The 17,825-nt window shown below is 65.6% G+C and carries 20 protein-coding genes; 9 read left to right on the top strand and 11 right to left on the bottom strand.

Features of this window, described 5'->3' with window-relative positions; genetic code table 11:
* The first annotated feature begins 23 nt into the window (after window positions 1–23).
* Window positions 24–461, top strand: coding sequence for a DUF2628 domain-containing protein (locus OHB26_RS26565; RefSeq protein WP_330179970.1), 438 nt, complete (start codon window positions 24–26; stop codon window positions 459–461).
* A 63-nt stretch (window positions 462–524) separates the two neighbouring features.
* Window positions 525–926 carry an NAD(P)H-dependent oxidoreductase gene (locus OHB26_RS26570; RefSeq protein WP_442942721.1) on the top strand — a complete coding sequence of 134 codons (402 nt, stop codon included), beginning with the start codon at window positions 525–527 and terminating at the stop codon, window positions 924–926.
* Here OHB26_RS26570 and OHB26_RS26575 read toward each other — a convergent pair whose 3' ends face one another.
* The 4 genes from OHB26_RS26575 to OHB26_RS26590 all read right to left on the bottom strand — a co-directional run bounded on the left by OHB26_RS26575 (window position 927) and on the right by OHB26_RS26590 (window position 5,177).
* Entirely contained in the window at window positions 927–1,373 is a 447-nt protein-coding gene (locus OHB26_RS26575; RefSeq protein WP_330179971.1) for a nuclear transport factor 2 family protein, read from the bottom strand. It lies immediately after the preceding gene.
* A gap of 88 nt (window positions 1,374–1,461) precedes the next feature.
* Window positions 1,462–3,069, bottom strand: a complete 1,608-nt coding sequence (gene fadD8, locus OHB26_RS26580; RefSeq protein ID WP_330179972.1) for a fatty-acid--CoA ligase FadD8 — start codon at window positions 3,067–3,069, stop codon at window positions 1,462–1,464.
* A 21-nt stretch (window positions 3,070–3,090) separates the two neighbouring features.
* The gene (locus OHB26_RS26585; protein WP_330179973.1) at window positions 3,091–4,284 is read right to left on the bottom strand and encodes a thiolase C-terminal domain-containing protein; all 1,194 of its coding nucleotides are present in this window, start codon (window positions 4,282–4,284) and stop codon (window positions 3,091–3,093) included.
* Window positions 4,285–4,328: 44 nt separating this feature from the next.
* On the bottom strand, window positions 4,329–5,177 hold the full coding sequence (locus OHB26_RS26590) for an SDR family NAD(P)-dependent oxidoreductase (RefSeq protein ID WP_330179974.1): 849 nt from the start codon (window positions 5,175–5,177) through the stop codon (window positions 4,329–4,331).
* A gap of 96 nt (window positions 5,178–5,273) precedes the next feature.
* On the opposite strand from OHB26_RS26590, the gene OHB26_RS26595 reads away from it, so the two are divergent.
* Both OHB26_RS26595 and OHB26_RS26600 read left to right on the top strand, forming a co-directional pair.
* A complete protein-coding gene (locus OHB26_RS26595) occupies window positions 5,274–6,215 on the top strand; it encodes an alpha/beta fold hydrolase (protein WP_442943044.1) in 942 nt (313 codons plus the stop codon).
* A gap of 144 nt (window positions 6,216–6,359) precedes the next feature.
* Window positions 6,360–6,908, top strand: coding sequence for a hypothetical protein (locus OHB26_RS26600; protein WP_330179976.1), 549 nt, complete (start codon window positions 6,360–6,362; stop codon window positions 6,906–6,908).
* A 48-nt stretch (window positions 6,909–6,956) separates the two neighbouring features.
* Here the strand turns inward: OHB26_RS26600 and OHB26_RS26605 are convergent, their stop codons facing one another.
* The gene (locus OHB26_RS26605) at window positions 6,957–7,637 is read right to left on the bottom strand and encodes a class I SAM-dependent methyltransferase (RefSeq protein ID WP_442942722.1); all 681 of its coding nucleotides are present in this window, start codon (window positions 7,635–7,637) and stop codon (window positions 6,957–6,959) included.
* Between the two features lie 64 nt (window positions 7,638–7,701).
* On the opposite strand from OHB26_RS26605, the gene OHB26_RS26610 reads away from it, so the two are divergent.
* Window positions 7,702–8,583, top strand: a complete 882-nt coding sequence (locus tag OHB26_RS26610; RefSeq protein ID WP_330179978.1) for a helix-turn-helix transcriptional regulator — start codon at window positions 7,702–7,704, stop codon at window positions 8,581–8,583.
* Here OHB26_RS26610 and OHB26_RS26615 read toward each other — a convergent pair.
* Both OHB26_RS26615 and OHB26_RS26620 read right to left on the bottom strand, forming a co-directional pair.
* Complete coding sequence (locus OHB26_RS26615; protein WP_330179979.1) at window positions 8,578–9,723, bottom strand: FG-GAP repeat domain-containing protein; 1,146 nt, start codon at window positions 9,721–9,723, stop codon at window positions 8,578–8,580. The genes OHB26_RS26610 and OHB26_RS26615 overlap by 6 nt on opposite strands.
* Before the next feature lie 152 nt (window positions 9,724–9,875).
* A complete protein-coding gene (locus tag OHB26_RS26620) occupies window positions 9,876–11,036 on the bottom strand; it encodes a lactate 2-monooxygenase (protein WP_330179980.1) in 1,161 nt (386 codons plus the stop codon).
* Between the two features lie 104 nt (window positions 11,037–11,140).
* Between OHB26_RS26620 and OHB26_RS26625 the strand changes: the two genes are divergently transcribed.
* From OHB26_RS26625 to OHB26_RS26635, 3 genes are all read left to right on the top strand, one after another.
* A complete protein-coding gene (locus tag OHB26_RS26625) occupies window positions 11,141–12,175 on the top strand; it encodes an Lrp/AsnC family transcriptional regulator (RefSeq protein WP_330179981.1) in 1,035 nt (344 codons plus the stop codon).
* 215 nt (window positions 12,176–12,390) lie between these two features.
* On the top strand, window positions 12,391–13,050 hold the full coding sequence (locus OHB26_RS26630) for an RraA family protein (protein WP_330179982.1): 660 nt from the start codon (window positions 12,391–12,393) through the stop codon (window positions 13,048–13,050).
* A 100-nt stretch (window positions 13,051–13,150) separates the two neighbouring features.
* Window positions 13,151–13,585, top strand: coding sequence for a hypothetical protein (locus OHB26_RS26635; RefSeq protein WP_330179983.1), 435 nt, complete (start codon window positions 13,151–13,153; stop codon window positions 13,583–13,585).
* A 48-nt stretch (window positions 13,586–13,633) separates the two neighbouring features.
* Here OHB26_RS26635 and OHB26_RS26640 read toward each other — a convergent pair whose 3' ends face one another.
* The 4 genes from OHB26_RS26640 to OHB26_RS26655 form a co-directional block, all read right to left on the bottom strand.
* Complete coding sequence (locus OHB26_RS26640) at window positions 13,634–14,287, bottom strand: L,D-transpeptidase family protein (RefSeq protein ID WP_330179984.1); 654 nt, start codon at window positions 14,285–14,287, stop codon at window positions 13,634–13,636.
* A gap of 35 nt (window positions 14,288–14,322) precedes the next feature.
* The gene (locus tag OHB26_RS26645) at window positions 14,323–14,793 is read right to left on the bottom strand and encodes an NUDIX hydrolase (protein WP_330179985.1); all 471 of its coding nucleotides are present in this window, start codon (window positions 14,791–14,793) and stop codon (window positions 14,323–14,325) included.
* 883 nt (window positions 14,794–15,676) lie between these two features.
* Window positions 15,677–15,829: a hypothetical protein gene (locus tag OHB26_RS26650; protein WP_330179986.1), complete on the bottom strand. Its 153-nt coding sequence runs from the start codon at window positions 15,827–15,829 to the stop codon at window positions 15,677–15,679.
* Window positions 15,830–15,944: 115 nt separating this feature from the next.
* Window positions 15,945–16,604 (bottom strand): response regulator transcription factor, encoded by a 660-nt coding sequence (locus OHB26_RS26655; RefSeq protein WP_330179987.1) that lies wholly within the window; start codon window positions 16,602–16,604, stop codon window positions 15,945–15,947.
* Between the two features lie 254 nt (window positions 16,605–16,858).
* Between OHB26_RS26655 and OHB26_RS26660 the strand changes: the two genes are divergently transcribed.
* Window positions 16,859–17,665: an LLM class flavin-dependent oxidoreductase gene (locus tag OHB26_RS26660; RefSeq protein ID WP_330179988.1), complete on the top strand. Its 807-nt coding sequence runs from the start codon at window positions 16,859–16,861 to the stop codon at window positions 17,663–17,665.
* The last annotated feature ends 160 nt before the right edge of the window (window positions 17,666–17,825 follow it).

A 17,825-nucleotide genomic window follows, 5' to 3' on the forward strand; every position in this document is an offset into this window, starting at 1 on the left:
CACACCGAAAGCCGCGAAATCCCATGAGCAAACCAAATCCCACCACGGCCGATGACCTAAATCCGAACTGGCGCGAGCGGTTCACCTTCTTCGACAGCTACGGACACCCCGGGTCTCCGGAATCCCGGCAGGCGCTGCGGAATCTCTCTTTCGGGCAGCGGTCACGCATCACCTCGAACTTCATAGCGTTTCTGTTCGGGCCGATCTACTTCTTCGTACTCGGGCTGTGGAAGAAGAACCTCTCCCTGCTCGGCATCTGGGTCGGCGTTATCGTCGTGGTCGTCGGCCTGGAAGTGATCACCGGCGTGACGGTACCCGACCCGTTCCCCCAGGCAATCGGTTTCGGAATGGCCGCGCTGTACATGTCGACCGCGAACTACGCCCATTACCTCCAGCGCACCCGAGGGATTCAGAGCTGGAACCCGTTCGAGGGGATGGGGAAACGCGCGCCCACACGATAGCTGCCCGGCTCATTAGCCTGGTGGTCAATCCGGACCCGGAAGCGCGGTGGGCACCGCGACCCAGTGCCGATCCTGCTCTCGTGGGTGCATGCCTGCCTGAAAAGGAATGTTGACGGGCCACTGTCGCGGGGCCGATTACGGCCCCGCCGCCTCGAGTCCGCTGCGGTCGCCCGCGACTCCGGTCGTGCGTTCGATGCCGGAACCCTCACCGCCGACGTCCGCGCCGAACAAGAGAAGCTCCTGTGGGCCGACACGATCATCTTCCAATTCCCGCTGGGGTGGTATTCGATGCCCGTTATCCTCAAAGGCTGGGTGGATCGCGTCTTCACCTACAACTTCGCCTACGGTGTGGGCGAACACAGCGACACCCGCTACGGTGAACGCTTCGGCGAAGGCACCCAGCGGGCCGAAAAGCGTTGCTATCGGTCACAATCGGCAGGTTTCGGCCTGCATGTGCGGCACTGATCATGTGGTCGTTGGCTTGCGGAGATGGCGGCTCAAATCGCCAGCCAGGGTGATGACAACCTCGCGTTCGGTGAATCGCCACTCCCCGCCGACCCGCTCGAACCGATCGCGGTAGCGCCCCGCGGCGATGGGCTGCAGCGGGAACTCCGAAACGGCCTGGAAGACAGTGAAATACGACCGTGCTCCCGCCGTACCCGCCTCGTCGTCGAGTTCGAGCGCAATGTTCGTGGTGACATGGTGAGTACCCGGTGTCCCGTCCTCATACAGAAACACCATGCCCCGCAACATCTTCTCGACCCCCGCACTACCCCGCACGGACCCGCCGCCGCCGACGAACACCCCATCGGCGAACAGCGTCCCCACGCCGCCGAAGTCCCCGGCATCCACCAACTCCGCGTACTTCACGATCAGATTTGTCACGGCGGTCGTATCGGCGATTGTGCTCATGACTTGTGAGCGTAGGGAAATATCGCGCATCGCGGGTCGAGAACGCCCCGCCGACCGAGGGTCGACGGGGCGCGGGTGTTCGATGCGATCAGGCGAGGCCGAGACGGTCCGCGGCTAGGACGCGGATGGCCTTCTTGTCCGGCTTGCCGAGGCCGGTGAGGGGGAGTTCCTCGATGACCAGGACGTGCTTGGGGACCTGGACCGAGCCCTTGCGCTGTTTCACGGCGGCTTGGATTTCGACGGTGACGACCTCGATGGCGGCGGGGTCGGCGGCGGTTTCGGGGTCCAGGACCAGGACCGCGGTGACGGCTTCGCCGTAGTAGGCGTCGGGGACGCCGACCACCGCCACATTGAGGACCTTGGGGTGTTCGGAGACGACGTCCTCGACCTCACGGGGGAAGACGTTGAAGCCGCCGGTGACGACCATATCTTTGCTGCGGCCGACGATGAAGAGGAAGCCGTCGTCGTCCTGGCGGGCCAGGTCGCCGGTGTGCAGCCAGCCGTTGTGGAAGGTTTCGGCGGTGACCTCGGGGAGGTTGAGGTAGCCGCCGGCGAGAAGTGGTCCGGAGACGCAGATTTCGCCGACCTCGCCGGGGGCGACAGGGGTGCCCTCCTTGTCCAGCAACGCGACTCGGATGGCGGTGGAGGGGCGGCCGCATGAGGTCAGGCGCTCCTTGTCGTGCTCCTCCTTCCCCAGGTAGCTGATCGCCATGGGCGCCTCGGACTGGCCGAAGTACTGCGCGAAGATCGGGCCGAAGCGATCGATGGCCTCCTGCAGGCGATTCGGGTCGATCGCGGCGGCGCCGTAGTAGACCGTCTCCAGTGAGGACAGGTCGCGGGTCTTGGAGTCGGGATGATCGAGCAGCGCGTAGAGCATGGACGGCACCAGCATGGTGGCGCTGATCTTGTGCTCCTCGATGGCGCGCAGCACCTCACCGGGCTCGAAGCGCGGCACCACCACACACTGGCCGCCGAGCAGCACGACCGGCAGGAAGAAGGCCGCGCCCGCATGCGAAAGTGGTGTGCAGATAAGGAATTTCGGCCGCGTCGGCCATTCCCACTCCGACAGCTGGATCTGCGTCATGGTGGCCATGGCCTGTGCGGTGCCGATGACGCCCTTGGGCTTACCGGTGGTGCCACCGGTGTAGGCGATGGAGATCACGTCATCGGGCAGCAGCTCTACGGCCTCGACCGGCTGCGGGGAGTACTTGTCCGCCGCCGCGAGCAGATCCACGCCCACATCGGCGAGCTCCTCGGGCACCGGCCCGAGGGTCAGCACCCGGTTCAGGCCCTCGACGCGGTCCACGAGCTCGCGGGCGCGCTTGACGAAGGCGGGCACCGGATCCAGGATCAGCGTCGTAATCCCCGCGTCCGCAAGCACATACACGTGATCGTCCAGGCCACCGATGGGGTGCAGCGCGGTACGCCGCGAACCCACGATCTGTCCGGCGCCGATGGTGAACAGCACCTCGGGCCGGTTCAGCGCGAGTACACCCACGGGCGTGCCGGTGCCGACACCGTGCTCGGCGAAGGCCGCGATATACCGGCTGATGGCATCCAAAACCTCACCACCGGTGAGGATCTGGTCGCCGAGCGTGAGCACCGGCCGGTTCTTATGCCGCCGCAGCCCCGCCACCAGGGCGTGACCGTTGTGCACCGGAAGCCGCAGCAGGGTCTCGGGATCGATTGCAGTCATTGATATCTCACTCCGTCCAGATCACAGCGTATTGGCGGCGTACAGGGTGACGACCACCGCGCCGCCCAGACCCAGGTTGTGCGCCAGCGCGGTGCGCGCGCCCGGCACCTGCCGGTCGCCCGCGAGTCCGCGCAGATGCCAGGACAATTCGGTGGCCTGCGCCAGCCCGGTCGCACCGAGCGGATGTCCCTTGGAGATGAGCCCGCCGGACGGATTCACCACCCACTTGCCGCCGTAGGTGGTCGCCCCGGATTCGATGAGCGCCCCGGATTCACCCTCACCGCACAGGCCCAGCGCCTCATAGGTGATGAGTTCGTTGATGGTGAAGCAGTCGTGCAACTCGATCACATCGACATCATTCACGCCGATTCCTGCGGTGGCGAACACCTTCGACGCGGCCGCGCGGGTCATGGGCGCGCCCACCACGTCGATCATGGAACCGGTCGAGAACGAGGTGCCGTCATCGGTGGCCAGCTCCTGCGCCAGAATCTCGATGGCCTGATCCTCGAGCCCGTGCGCCCGCACGTACTCCTCGCTGACCACCACGGCCGCGGCGGCGCCGTCGGACATGGGCGAGCACTGCGACCGCGTCAGCGGTCCGTGCACCGGCTTATCGGTGAGCACCTGGTCGAGGGTGTACGCATCCTGGAACTGCGCCAGCGGATTCCGCGTCGAATGCTCGTGATTCTTCACGGCCACGGCGGCGAGCTGCTCGGGGGTGGTCCCGTACTGCTTCATATGCTCGATGGCGGCATTGCCGAAGAACTGTGTGGTGATAGGGGCCTGGCTGAACTCGTACTGCCCGCGCATGACACCCAGGTGGTGATCGACCGTGGTGGCCTTGGGCCGGGTGGCCGGACCCGCCATGGCCTCCTTGGTCATCTGCTCGAAGCCGACCGCGAGTGCCACATCGACGATTCCGGCGCCGACCCATTCGCGCGCCAGCATGAGCGCGGTGGAGCCGGTGGCGCAGTTGTTGTTCACATTGACCACCGGAATCCCGGTCAGGCCGACGTCATACAGTGCCCGCTGACCGGCGGCGGACGGCTGGAACACATATCCCACGGCGGCGCGCTGCACCTGGTCGTAGCTGACACCGGCATCGCCGAGCGCCCCGCGAACGGCCTCACCGACCATCTCGGGGTAGGTCCACTCGCGGGATCCGATCTTGACGAACGGGGTCATGTTGACACCGACGACGAAAACGCGACGCATAACTTGCTGTACTCCTCTTGTCCGGGAACGTTTTTCGGTTGTGACTAGTCCGCGCGGGGTACGCGGCCGTCGATATCTGTGAAGCCGTAGGCATCGGCCAGGTCGGCGACTTTCCAGGCTTTTCCGCTGCGCGCCTTGCGATTCGGATCGGCGGCGAGGGCGGTGACGGCGCGGCCCGGGAAACGCGGGGATTCGGCGTCGCCGAGATCGAAGGTGCCCTCACCGGGCAGGGTGACCAGCCGCTGACCATTGGCATCGGCCGGAACCATCTGCAGCAGTTCGGTATCCACGATGCCGGGCCACAGTGAGACCGCCGTCGCGCCGGTATCGGCCAGGTCGTGCGCCAGATCGGCGGTCAGCCGGTCCAGGGCGGTCTTGCCCACGCCGTAGACGGCATTGTGCATGTACCGCACCGCGCCCGGCGAGGACACATTCACAATCAACCCGCCCGACTCGATCAGCAGCGGTGCGGCGAGAACGCTTGCCACATAGTGCGATCGGACGCCGATATCGAAGGTCTCGTCCCACGCCTTGGCGGGCACCTCCCAGAACTTGCGACCGAGCCAGCGTGCCGCGGCGGGGGAGTTGTAGACATTGTTGACCAGCACGTCCAGGCGGCCCTGTTCATCGCGCACCTGCGCGAACAGTTTCTCCACGGCGGCATCGTCCTTGTGGTCGCAGACCACCGGCACGCCGACGCCGCCGAGCGCGTCGATCTCGGCGGCGGTGCCCGCCACGGTGCCGGGCAAATGCCCGGGCGTGGTGGTGCGCCCGGTGACATAGACGGTCGCACCGGCCGCGCCCAGCTCCAGGGCAATGCCCTTGCCGATGCCACGGCTGGCTCCGGTCACCACGGCGACCGTTCCGGCGAGAATCTTGGGTATTTCGCTCACGACCTCTGGACACTACCTTGAAATAAGAACGTGTTCTAGAAATTGGAGGCGGTAGTGGAGCTGACGCATCGGACGGTGGATACCGGAGAGATCCGAATGCACGTCGCAGAGCAGGGACAGGGGTATCCGGTCATCTTCTGCCACGGGTTCCCGCACACCTGGTTCATGTGGCATCGCCAGCTGGAAGCGGTGGCCGCGGCCGGGTACCGCGCCATCGCGCCCGACCTGCGCGGGTACGGCAGGACCGATGCCCCGGCCGGGTTGGAGTCGTACACCAACGAGGCCGTCATCGGGGACCTGCTGGCCCTGCTCGACGACATCGGCGCCGACAAGGCCGTCTTCGTCGGCCTGGACTTCGGTGCGCAACTGGTGTGGGAGCTGTCGCTGCGCGCGCCCGAACGCGTCGAGGCGGTGGCCATCCTGAACAATCCGTTCAGCCCGCGCCCGCCGCGCGCACCCTCGGCCTTCTGGACCAAGGCCGCCGAACGGCACTTCCTGCACCTGTCGTACTTCCAGACGCCGGGCATCGCCGACGCCGAACTGGCGGCGGACCCGCGCGGCTTCCTGGCCCGCGTCTACTACTCGCTCAGCGGCGAGTACCACTACCTGGACACTTGGAAGAACCCGCCGGGCCTCGGTTACCTGGATGTGCTCCCCACCGCGCCGCCGCTGCCGTGGCCGTGGCTCTCGCAGGAGGAGTTCGACACGCTCGTAGCCGATTTCGAGCGCACCGGCTTCACCGGCGGCCTGAACTGGTACCGCAATCTCGACCGCAACTGGGAGCTGACCGAGGCGTACGCCGACGCCAAGGTGACCGTTCCGGCCTTCTTCATCTACGGCGAGAAGGATCCGGACATGGAGGGTTTCAGCGGCCGCGATCCCTTGACGACCATGCGCGCCGGGGTGCCCGATCTGCGTGCGGTGGTCGAGGTTCCCGCGGCCGGGCATCTGGTCCAGTTGGAGCGGCCCGACGCGGTGAACACCTTCCTGGTGGACACGCTCGCGTCACTGGGAGTGCCCTCGGTCGTCGGCTCGTAGCCGCGAGGGCCCGCCACCTCGGCGGGCCACCCGCGTGCACACATGTGCCACGGCGGTGAAAAATGCCGTGCGCCAAGAGAAATCGGCCGCGTCGGAGCCCGAATGCGGCTCCGGCGGCCGATGGTTCTTCTATCGTCGAGGGCTATGGACAGCACTGCGCTGCGTGAGGAAGTCGGCCGCCGCCTGGAACCGTGGACAACCGAGCTCGGGAGCGATCGAGTCGCTTACACCAACCATGTACTCCGGCTACTGAGCCTGTGCGATCTGGTCGCACCCGACACCGGCCCCGCGCCGAGTGACCGTCCGGAGTTCCTGGCGGCGGCCGTCTTTCACGATCTGGGCATCTGGACCGCGGGCACCTTCGACTACCTCGCCCCCTCCGAAGAGCTCGCGAACCACTGGCTGGAGGGCAATGGCCAGGGCGAGTCGATTCCGCTGGTGGTCAGGATGATCGACCAGCATCACAAGCTGCGCTCGGCGGGTAGCCCGGACGATCCGGTCGAGATCTTCCGCCGGGCCGACGCCATCGATGTCGAGATGGCCGCCCTGGGCCGCTTCGGCGTCTCGCGATCGGCCTACCGCCGGCTCACCGAGGAGTTCCCGGACGCGGGCTTCCACCGCCGCCTGCTGCGACTCGGCGCGGAACGGCTACGGACGCATCCGCTTTCGCCGCTGCCCGTGCTCAAGTGGTGAGTGGCGGCGAGATCGGATGAGCGCCGGTGGCCGTCCGGTGCGCTCGGATCAGGACGGCCGGGTGGCCCGGTAGAAGGTGACGCGGCTGATGTGCCGGTAGACGCGGGAGTCGACCACTTCGCAGTCGAATCCGGCGGTGCGCAGCAGACGCGGGATCCCATCGCCGAGATTGGCGGCCACATGCGGGTTCTTCAGCATTCGACGCGCGCTGAATCCGTCAGCGGCGGTGAGGTTTCCGCCGACATCGACCAGATGCAGCTGTCCGCCGGGGCGCAGTACCCGCAGTACCTCGGCGGCGGTGGCCTCCTTCACCTGGGGATCGAGGTGGTGCAGCATGAATGCCGATAGCACGTGGTCGACGCTGCCGTCCGGGAAGGGCAACTGCTGACCGTAGGCGCGCTCATAGCGAAGACCGCTGCGGCCCTTGCTCTTACGCTGGGCGCGCACGAGCGCCAGCGGATCCGGATCGGTGCCGACCACCTCCGCGCCGGGTTGATCGTCCTTGGCCGCGATGGTGAGATTACCGGTGCCGCAGCCGATCTCGAGCACTCGATCGCCCGGTGCGAGACCGGCCTGCCGAATCAGCGCGCGATGCACCTTGCCCACCCCCAGCGCCCGGGTGAACAGGTCGTAGAACGGCAGCATGGCATCGCGCCCGGCCGCCGGGAGGTAGTCGTGCTCATTGCCCATGGCCTTTGTGACAGGAGTATCTTTCGTCATGCCTTCCATGGTGGCCTGCTGCTCGGCAACATAATTGGGTGATTCTCGGCAGAATCAGGACTATCTTTGGTTCATGTCCGAGCGTATGCGCCCTGTCCGGTACGAGGCGGGAGTGCCGGTGTACCGCTACTCCACCGACCCGGCGGTTCCGCCGCTGTCGGTCATGCGCTTCACCGGCGTCATGGTGCCCGCGCACGGAGTGCCGCATATCCACGACTTCCCGGTACTGATGTACGTCGCCGCCGGTGCCGATGACCCCGCGGTATCCAGAACCGGCGATCTGTATGTCGTCGCGCCCGGTGCGGTCATCGACGCCGCGGGAATGCGAATGGAGAGCGCCTACGGGGTGCTCTTCGACCCCGCCGCCCTCGGTGACGACACCCGCGCGCCGTGGCCCGCTTGGCGCGCACATCCGCTGCTGTTTCCCTTTCTGCACGGCAATGCCGATGGATTACTGCGGCTCACTGTCCCCGCGGAGCGGCAACCGTTGTGGGAGAGCACGATTGCCGCGATCGAGGAGGAGTTGTCCGCGCGCCGCGCCGGGTTCCGGCAGGCCGCGGCCGCGCATCTGACGCTGCTGCTGGTGGATGTCGCGCGCCTGGCCGACGATGTGGTCGGCGATCTGCGCCGCAGCAATGAAACCGTGCTGGCCGAGGTCTTCGATGCCATCGAACAGGGCTTCACCGAACCCATTTCACTGCGCGATATCGCGCGATCGGTGGGGATGACCCCGGCCTATCTCACCACCCTGGTGCGCCGCCGTACCGGACGAACGGTGCAGGACTGGCTGACCGAACGCCGGATGACCGAGGCCCGCCGCCTGCTCTCGGAGTCGGACCTGCCGGTCAATGAGATCGCCAGGCGGGTGGGGATATCCGATCCCGGGTACTTCGCCCGCCGCTTTCGCGGTGAGCAAGGGATGACCCCGCGCGCCTGGCGTTCGTCGAGCCTATGAATTATTGCGCAGGAAGGAGACCGCATTGGCGGCCCCGGCCACCGCGATATCCGGCTTGCCATCCTTGTTGAAATCGGCGATCACCGGGGTTTGCGGCTGTCCGGTCACCGGATAGCTGTCGGCGATGGTGAGGGTGCCGTCACCATTTCCGTTGAATACCACCATCTTCGAGTCGAGCACCGCCGACATGGCGGCATCGAGCGTGCCATTGTGATCGAAGTCCGCCACCGCGATACTGGTCGGGCCGAGTCCGGAGAGATTCACCCGATTCGTCTTCTTGAATCCGCCCTGGCCATCGGAGATGAGCACGGTGGTGCTGAAGGAGAACGAATCCGCCGTCACCACATCGTCGATACCGTCACCATTGAAATCACCGGCTCGCACATCCTCGGTGATGAGTCCGGCGGTGCTGGCGCCGCGCCGGGTGAATCCGCCGTCACCATTCCCGGTGAACACCTCCACCTGTTGCAGCAGATCATTATTGACGGCGATATCGATCTTATTGTCGCTGTTGAACTTTCCGGTCGTGAACGCCGCCGCCGGACCGGCGATGATCGCCGACGGCCCCGACTTCAGCGTACCGTCGCCCTGCCCCAGCCAGGTCTGCACGCCGGTCGGAATCAGGCTCAGCACATCGGCTTTGCCGTCACCATTGGCGTCGGCGACGATGACCTCCTGCTGCGCGCCCTCCAGGGCGGTGTACTTCTTGCCGACCTTGAAGGTGCCGTCACCGTTATTGAGGAATACCGCGATCTGCGTCCACGCCTGCGCGACCACATCGGGTTTCCCATCGCCATTGAGATCACCGGCCGCGATCGCGCCGTAGCCATTCCCGACCGATCCGACCCGCTTCCCTGGCGCGAAGGTGCCATCTCCCTTGCCCGCCATAATGATCGGGCCGTCACCGCCGAAATCCGCGGCGACGATATCGGGTACACCGTCCCCGGTGAAATCGGCCCCCACCATTCCGATCGGCGACGGTCCCGGACCCCAGGACGGAAACGATCCGCCCGAGGGTGAGTCGACCGATGCCGCGAATTGGATACTGCCCGCCGCCCAGGCCGTTCCGGGTAATGCGAGAACGACGACCGAAAAGGCAGCGGTGAACAAGAGACCGGCGCGCAAAGTGCGAAGTTGCATAGATATTCCTGATTCGCAGTGGCACCACCATGCGGTGGTGGCCACGGACTCTAAGACACCCGCAACCGGCATTCGCACGCCTTCAACGCTTTTCGGCCGATTGCCGTATTCGCATCGGTTCTCTCGTGCACTCCGCCAACCGAGGTCGCTGACTAACGGACGCGGCGCAGCGAATCCGGGGTGAGGTCGGCGAGGGTGGGGTAGCCGTCCACGGCCATGATGAGATCGGCCTCGGCGAGCAGGGTGCGCAGCACATGGGTGATGCCGTCCGCCCCGCCCAGGGCGCAACCGTAGGCGTAGGGGCGGCCGATACCGACCGCCGTCGCACCGAGGGCGAGCGCCTTGACGATGTCCGCGCCGGAGCGGATACCCGAGTCGAACAGCACCGGCAGCCCCTCGGCCGCCCGCACCACCTCGGGCAGCAGATCGATCGCCGGAATACCGCCATTGGCCTGGCGGCCACCGTGATTGGAGCAGTAGATACCGTCCACACCACCGTCCCGAGCGCGGCGGGCGTCATCGGGATGCGAGATGCCCTTCACGATCAGCGGCAGCTTGGTGAGCGAGCGCAGCCAGGGCAGATCCGCCCAGGTGAGCGGATTGCCGAAGACCTGAATCCAGCGCAGGATCGCGGACTGCGGATCCTCGGCGGGGGATTTGGCCAGACTCTTCAGGAAGACCGGATCGCTGAAGTAGTTCGCCAGGCAGTGCCCCCGCAGCTGCGGGAAGTTACCGGTGGCCAGGTCGCGCGGCCGCCAGCCGGTGACCCAGGTGTCCAGGGTGACCACGATGCCTTTGTAGCCCGCCTGCTCCGCGCGCTCGACCAGACTGGCGGCGAGATCGCGATCGGTGGGCGTGTACAGCTGGAAAAACCCTGGCGTATCACCGAATTCGGCCGCGACCTCCTCGAGCGGATCGACCATGAGGGTGGAGGCCACCATGGGCACGCCGGTGCGGGCGGCGGCGCGAGCGGTCGCCAGATCGCCGTGACCGTCCTGTGAACACAAGCCGATCACACCGATGGGAGCCATGAAAACCGGTGTGGGCAGGGTCATTCCGAACAGATCCACCGACAGATCGCGCTGCGTCGCGCCCACGAACATGCGGGGAATGAGCCCCCACTGATCGAACGCGGAGACATTGGCGCGCTGGGTGCGCTCATTGCCCGCACCGCCGGCCACATACGACCACACCGAGGGCGGCATGGCGGTCTGCGCCCGCGCCTGAAGTTCGTCGAAGCTCACCGGCAGCGTCGGCACCACACCGCGCAGGCCATTGAAGTAGATCTCGTTCTGGTAATCGCCGAATGCCATGGCGTCAAGCTCCAGTCTCTCCGCATCGAGGGTCTCCTCGATTGTGCAAGACTGGACGGTGAGGCGGTATGAATCGCAGGATGTAGTCAGAAGGGCCAGCGTGGATGCAGGATGATGTCAGGCTGCTGACCGAGGAGGAGCTGGCGCTCATTCACGCGCTACAACTGCGGCCGCGCGCCTCCTGGACCGAACTCGGTGGAGTGCTCGGCGTCGATCCGGTCACCGTCGCCCGGCGCTGGCAGCGGCTGAGTGAGCGCGGTGAAGCCTGGGTGTGTATGTCGCCGGGGCCCGCCCTCTACGATCACGTCTGCGCCGCATATGTCGATATCGATTGCGCCGCAGGGGAAACCGCCAGTGTGGTGGCCGAGCTGGCCAGGCATCCCCATATGCTCACCCTGGAACGCTCCGGGGGCAGCAATCGCATATTCGCCACCGTCGCCACCCGCGATTTCGATCAGATGGCCCGGTACACCCTGGACGTGCTCCCGGCGGTGCCGCATATCGCCGCCATCCGCACGCAGATCGTGACGCACTGGTTCGCCGAGGGCGGCAGTTGGCGAATCGACGCGCTCGCCCCGGAGCAGCGCAATCGACTCCGCGCGCCCGAGATGCCGAACGCCGCCGAACGTGGTCGCCGCCGCATCACCGCGGTCGATCGGGCCATGATGGGGGAGCTATCCCGGGACGGGCGCGCCGCACACCGCGCGATCGCCGCCGCGCTGGGCACCAGCAGCTCCACGGTGAAGCGCCGACTCGAGGAACTCACCCGGCTCGGCATGTTGAGTTACCGCTGCGATTTCGCACGCGCGCTGGGTGGTTGGCCGGTGGCCGTCACCTATCGCGCCACCGCACCCACCGCCGCGCTCCCCGAGATCGGCTACGCCCTCATCCGCCTACCGCAGACGCGCAACTGCGCCGCCGTGAGCGGCACCCACAATCTCATCCTGCAGGCGGGCCTGCATTCGGTCGCCGAGGTCACCCGCTTCGAGAATCAGCTCGCCACCACGCATCCCGGCCTGATGGTCACCGAACGCACCGTGACCCTTCGGCATGAGAAGCTGCTCGGCCGAATCCTGGACTCGCACGGCCGATCCCGCGATATCGTGCCACCGGATATCTGGGCGGACGCGGCTCGGTAGGTGGCGTTCGGATAGCCGAGCAGGCCGCGCACCGCGGCGGCATACCGGCCGATATCGGCAATCGGGTTCCGCGGCAGGAAGTTCAGTAGTTCATTGGCGGACTACCCGAAATCGCCGGGTCTCGGCGATCGTTTCCCGCGACTCGCCGAATCGGGCCGTGATCGGCCAGTAGGGTCGAGGGACCACCAGCATTCGAACCTCGAAAGGCGTCGCTCATGCTCGCCGACCGATTTGCCGAAGCCTTCCACTCCGTCGATACCACCGCACTCTGCGATGCCGACAAGTCTTTGCGGGTAATGGACAGCGCGATTCGACCGCGCTCGGCGGCCACCAGAATTCTCGGACCCGCATTCACCGTGCGCTGTCAGGACGACTTCTTCGGCGTCCTACAGGCCATCGAGGCGGCCGCACCCGGTGATGTCCTTGTCGTCGACGGCGGTAGCAGTGAAATCGCCTTGGGTGGAGAGCTTTTCGCACGCGGTGCGCTGGTCCGTGGACTCGGCGGGATTATCGTCGATGCCGGATACCGCGATATCGGCTATGTGCGCGACTGCGAACTGCCGGTGTACAGCCGATTCATCACCCCGATGTCCGGTTCCACCACCGAACTCGGCGAACTCCAGGTTCGCGTCACTTGCGGGGGAGTGCCGGTGAGTCCCGGCGATTTGGTGCTCGCCGATGTCGAGGGCATCGTGGTGGTCGATCCGGCGGAAATCGAATCTCTTTTCGCCGCAGCGGCATCCATCAAACAGGCCGAGGCGCGGGTCATCGCGAAACTCGATGCGGGCGCGACGCTCAGCGATTGCGTCAATATCGACGCGCATGCCGAGGCGCTGCGCGACGAAGCCGACTCCGCCCTCACATTCCTGGTCTGACCGCCCCGCCTACCGCCCCGCCGCCCGTGCTTCCGGTACCCTGCCACCCGGTTCGATGATCTGTCCACGATTGGTCCGGAATTCCGAAAGACGGGGCACGATGAGCGGATTGGAAGTTTCACGCGGGGCCGGAACGGCGGTCGCGGCGGCATGTATCGCGGTGACCGTCGCGGCGCTCGCGCCGCAGGCGGCCGCGGCGGCCACGCCTAACCTGTCGGTCTCCATGACCGGCGGCGGGCCGGTGAAAATCGCCTCGGTCGGCTGCGGTCAGACCGCGGTCGCCACGGTGAAGATGGCCGATGGCACGCCGGTGACGCACGGGCGTGTCGAATTCACCAGCCACCTGGCGAATATGGGCGGCAATGTGGTCGGCACGGTGCCGGTCACCGATGGCACCGCGAGCATTTTCTGGATCCCCGGGGTCGCGGGCCAGCACACGGTGAGCGCGTTCTACTTCGACGATTCGTCGGATATGCGTCCCGCCGTCGGTCAGACCACCATCAACGCGGTGAATCTGAACGGTATGTGCGTCTGAGTTCTGCGCTGTTTGCTCCGGCCCGAGTTCGATTGGGCCGGAGTTTTCTCAGCTCGCGTACATTCCGATGACCGGTCGGCGTGATGGTTGCAGGGTGGCGATCAGGGCACGCACCACATCCTCCGAGACCGCTACACATCCGGCCGTCGGTTCGCCGATATCGCCGTGCAGGAAGAATGCCGAACCCGCGCCGGGCACAGCGGGAGCACGGTTGTAGTCGATGACCAGCGCGTGGTTGTACTGCGGATCCACTCGCCCGAGATTCTCCGCCCGCGTGGTGTCGAATGGGCAGTGCGGCGCGGTACACCGATACTCGGTGTTGTACAGCGGACTCCGCACATCCGACACCCACCACCAGGTATTGGATCGGTCGATCGCCAGATAGGGCAGTTGTGCCGCCGGATCGGGCTTGCGCCCGAATCCCTCGGTCAAAGCGAAGGTGCCCTGCGGGGTGAAGGCGCGGCCCTCGGCGGCATCGGGCGAGATGCCCTCGGCCCCGACCCATGCGGGCACCGCGAAAGTGCGCTTCCAATCCCGGAGTCGATTCCGCTGCCACAATTCCAGGGTCGCGCGGGCCGCACCGCGGGGTGCGGTCACCCATACGACCTGTGTGCCGGGCACTGCCTCCGGATCGAATGGCGGTATGTCCGGATTCGTGCGCGGTAAAAGCGCAATGCCCAATCCAACGACGAATACCGCCATGATCCACCGCCCTACCGTTCGAACGCCGGTGTCGGTCAATCTCGCTCGTATCCCTGACTGTCCCCGGCCGTCACCGTCCAGCCTGACAGGCCGAAATGCTCACCGCGCCGGAACAGATCCAATCCGATGCTCGTATAGGGAACCGTGTCCTCCGGGATGTCATCGAGCCGGAACCAACGCAGATCGGAACACTTGTCCGGTTCGGCATTGAACGGCTCACCCGACCAGGTATCGGCGTGAAAGAAGAATCCCACCCGGCTCTGCTCATCGGGCGGCTGATAGTGCACCGCATTCGCCATTCGAATGTCGCTGCGGGACAACTCTATCCCGATCTCCTCCCGCGCCTCCCGAATCATCCCCGCCTCCAGATCCTCCTGCGCCTCGAGCTTCCCGGACGGCAGATTCCACAGCCCGTCCGAATACCCGGTGTTCGCCCGCCGCGCGAGGAGTACCTCATCCCCGCGGGTCAGAATGAGCAGGACATCGACGAAGCTCGTATACGGCATCGGCATCTCCGTTCACGGTGCGGCTCGACGGATCGAGCGCGAAGGGTGCAGCGGCCCTCGATCGCCACCGCTATGGTGGCTATCTTGGAGCGAATGCGTTCGGCGACATCAGGATACGCGTCGCCGGTGACATCGGCCGCACATCCGCGGCAACGACTGAGGGGTGTGATTCGGTTCAGCGTAGTGAATTTTCGGGGCTACCGGTACGAATGGCTTTGTCTCACAATGCCGAAAAGTGGCTTGTGTGCGGCGAGGTGTAAGAGACTCGCCGGAAAGGGCTGCCCAATCGTCATGATTGGTCGTAGCCTGTTCGCGTACGCACAACCCGGAGTTGTTCCACGCTCCGGACTTCTCTCCCGTGATCCACTCCAGACCCCGGTGGCTCTGTTCGAATCCGACCGAGCATTACCAGGCAATGGGATTGGATATGTAATGGGCTCGCCAACCAGAACTATCGCATCAGCACCTGTTCGGAGCTTCGAAGCTGCTGCGGCACAGGATATTCGAATGACACCCGGTCGGCGGTGTGTCCAGCGGCTCGCGCTGGAGTTCCCCGGCGTTCCGTCCGCCGTGATCCGAGCCGTAGTCGCCGATGTGCGCGAGGGACTACGGTCGCATCTGGCGGATTCCCTCATCGAGATGACCGAATTGGTTGCACGCCAGCGTATTCGACAGACCGTGGCGGTGCATTCGAGATCCGGTAGCCATTCCACCGAGTGTGATATTGCCCAATAAGTCCTATTTATGAATGTCGAGCCGCTTGCGAGCGGCTCGACTTCAGAGCGTGCCGCGTCCGCCAAGGGATGGCTCGGGCATGGATATCCCGGGGCGTGATTATGCGATCGGTCGCGCCATGATCGATGTGGCGGCCTCCGGATCGCCTTCACATCGAGCGCCGCTGCTCGGTGCTGTCGGTGCCCTGCCCGGAGACGTAGATGAACGTCAACCTCGGGTTCGTCGCCGCCAATGTGCGAGCGACCTCCGCGGTCAAGTCATAGGCGGTCCGCCGACACGCCGAGGCGGAGGAAGCGGGCATCGAACTCCGGCAACTAACCAGCGATTGCGGACAGGTCGGTCGGATCCGGCAATACCAGCTCGCGCGCCTCGGGATTCACGATCCCTCGCGGATTACCTTCATGCGGGCATTTGCCTCAGCGGCGGGCGGATCCATGGGACGCACCCGTGTGGCGCTGGGCGACCAGGACCGCGGCCTGGGTGCGGCAGTCGAGGTCGAGCTTGGTCAGCAGACGCGAAACATAGTTCTTGATGGTCTTCTCCGCCAAGAACATTCGCTCGCCGATCTGACGATTGGTCATACCCTCCCCGAGCAGATCCAAGATCTGATGCTCCTGTTCGCTGAGACCGGCGAAGGAGTCGTGGGCGTCGTCATCGCGGCGGCGCAATTCGCGCATCAACGCGGCGGCGGCGCGGTGGTCCAGCATCGAATCTCCCTGTCCCACCTGCTTGACCGCGGCGATCAGGGTGAACCCTCGGATGTCCTTGATCGCGTAACCGGACGCGCCCGCCAGGACCGCATCGAGCATGGCCTGTTCCTCGTCGAACGAGGTCAGAATCAAACAGCGCAGGTCGTCCAGGGTCGAGAGCAGATCGCGGCACAACTCGACCCCATTGCCATCGGGCAGCCGCACATCGAGCACGGCGACATCCGGCCGCAGCGCCGGGATTCTGGCCAGCGCGCTCGAAACGGTGCCGGCCTCACCGATCACGCTGAGATCCGGATCGGAATTGAGCAGGTCGACCAGACCACGACGCACGATCTCGTGGTCGTCCACCAGAAAGACTTTGATCATCGGAAGGTCATAAGAACTACTCCGCCTGCCCGAATTGTGGGCTTCGTAGTCTCAGCCTACGCCTGAATATCAAACATTTGTTCGAGGATGATCACGCAGTTCTCGTGATGCCCGGTGAGCATGACGACGCGATCTCGGCCGGACCGATGAATTTCGGGCGGATCCGGCGTCGATACGACTGTACTAAGGAGACGATCACGGGCCTTCCCTCGGGCTGGCAGGTGATCTCGCCGACCGCAGAAAGGAATTCAGGTATGACCAGACCGTTTCGATTCGGGGTTGTCACCCCGATCTACACCGACCTGCCGACGTGGCTGGACCGTGCGCGCCGCATTGCCGACAGCGGGTACTCGACGCTGCTGATGCCCGACTTCCCGCTGTCGCAACCGGCACCCGCTCCGGTACTGGCCACCGCCGCGGCCGTGACCGACCTACGCGTGGGCACATGGGTGTACGCCTCGCCGCTGCGTCCGTCCTGGCTGACGGCGTGGGAGGCGCATTCCCTGTCGCTGATGACCGGCGGTCGCTTCGAGATGGGCATCGGCACCGGCAGGCCGGGTATCGAGGATGAGCTTCGCGACAAGGGAATGCCCGCCGTCCCGCCGCCCGGCGACCGGCTGGCATCGATCCGCGAAACTCTCACGGCCCTGCGGGAGTTCGACGGCCCCGACCAGCACACCCCCGTGGCGATGGCCGTATACGGCCCCAAAGCCCGTGCGCTGGCAGCCGAGTTCGCCGATACCGTCACCTTCCCGCTGTTCGATCAGCCGCGCGCCGAAATCGCCCGCCTGACCCAAGACTTCCGCACCACCGGCAATACCGAACTCGCGCTCGCCATCCCGATCATCGGCGACTACGTCGCGCCGCATATGGCACCTCCCGGCACCGACCCCGCCCCATTCCACGCGGCGAACGCGGTGAACGCACTCCCGGATGACCCCTCGGCCGCCGCCGAGGAAATCCAGCGCCGCCGAGAAGAACTCGGCTTCTCCTACTTCATCTTCGGCGCCGACTACGCCGAAAGATTCGCCCCGATCGTCGCCAAACTCGCCGGAACCTAGACCGCCACGCCGAGGTGAACTTTTCGTGCGATACACCGGCCTCCGTGCCGGGGCTCATGCAATGCGACCCGCCTACTGCACGAAAAGTTCACGTCCGCAGGAGAATTCAGATGCACCGGGCCGATGCCTTGACCCTCACCTCACGTGAGGCGGCACAGTG

The sequence above is a fragment of the Nocardia sp. NBC_01503 genome (assembly GCF_036327755.1).
GTDB lineage: Bacteria > Actinomycetota > Actinomycetes > Mycobacteriales > Mycobacteriaceae > Nocardia.

Bases quoted from the DNA above. Each gene is read 5' to 3' on its own strand.
- OHB26_RS26565 (WP_330179970.1), top strand. From the start codon at position 24: ATGAGCAAACCAAATCCCACCACGGCCGATGACCTAAATCCGAACTGG.
- OHB26_RS26575 (WP_330179971.1), bottom strand. From the start codon at position 1,373: ATGAGCACAATCGCCGATACGACCGCCGTGACAAATCTGATCGTGAAG.
- fadD8 (WP_330179972.1), bottom strand. From the start codon at position 3,069: ATGACTGCAATCGATCCCGAGACCCTGCTGCGGCTTCCGGTGCACAAC.
- OHB26_RS26585 (WP_330179973.1), bottom strand. From the start codon at position 4,284: ATGCGTCGCGTTTTCGTCGTCGGTGTCAACATGACCCCGTTCGTCAAG.
- OHB26_RS26595 (WP_442943044.1), top strand. From the start codon at position 5,274: ATGCACGTCGCAGAGCAGGGACAGGGGTATCCGGTCATCTTCTGCCAC.
- OHB26_RS26600 (WP_330179976.1), top strand. From the start codon at position 6,360: ATGGACAGCACTGCGCTGCGTGAGGAAGTCGGCCGCCGCCTGGAACCG.
- OHB26_RS26605 (WP_442942722.1), bottom strand. From the start codon at position 7,637: ATGGAAGGCATGACGAAAGATACTCCTGTCACAAAGGCCATGGGCAAT.
- OHB26_RS26610 (WP_330179978.1), top strand. From the start codon at position 7,702: ATGTCCGAGCGTATGCGCCCTGTCCGGTACGAGGCGGGAGTGCCGGTG.
- OHB26_RS26615 (WP_330179979.1), bottom strand. From the start codon at position 9,723: ATGCAACTTCGCACTTTGCGCGCCGGTCTCTTGTTCACCGCTGCCTTT.
- OHB26_RS26620 (WP_330179980.1), bottom strand. From the start codon at position 11,036: ATGGCATTCGGCGATTACCAGAACGAGATCTACTTCAATGGCCTGCGC.
- OHB26_RS26625 (WP_330179981.1), top strand. From the start codon at position 11,141: ATGCAGGATGATGTCAGGCTGCTGACCGAGGAGGAGCTGGCGCTCATT.
- OHB26_RS26630 (WP_330179982.1), top strand. From the start codon at position 12,391: ATGCTCGCCGACCGATTTGCCGAAGCCTTCCACTCCGTCGATACCACC.
- OHB26_RS26635 (WP_330179983.1), top strand. From the start codon at position 13,151: ATGAGCGGATTGGAAGTTTCACGCGGGGCCGGAACGGCGGTCGCGGCG.
- OHB26_RS26640 (WP_330179984.1), bottom strand. From the start codon at position 14,287: ATGGCGGTATTCGTCGTTGGATTGGGCATTGCGCTTTTACCGCGCACG.
- OHB26_RS26645 (WP_330179985.1), bottom strand. From the start codon at position 14,793: ATGCCGTATACGAGCTTCGTCGATGTCCTGCTCATTCTGACCCGCGGG.
- OHB26_RS26650 (WP_330179986.1), bottom strand. From the start codon at position 15,829: ATGCCCGCTTCCTCCGCCTCGGCGTGTCGGCGGACCGCCTATGACTTG.
- OHB26_RS26655 (WP_330179987.1), bottom strand. From the start codon at position 16,604: ATGATCAAAGTCTTTCTGGTGGACGACCACGAGATCGTGCGTCGTGGT.
- OHB26_RS26660 (WP_330179988.1), top strand. From the start codon at position 16,859: ATGACCAGACCGTTTCGATTCGGGGTTGTCACCCCGATCTACACCGAC.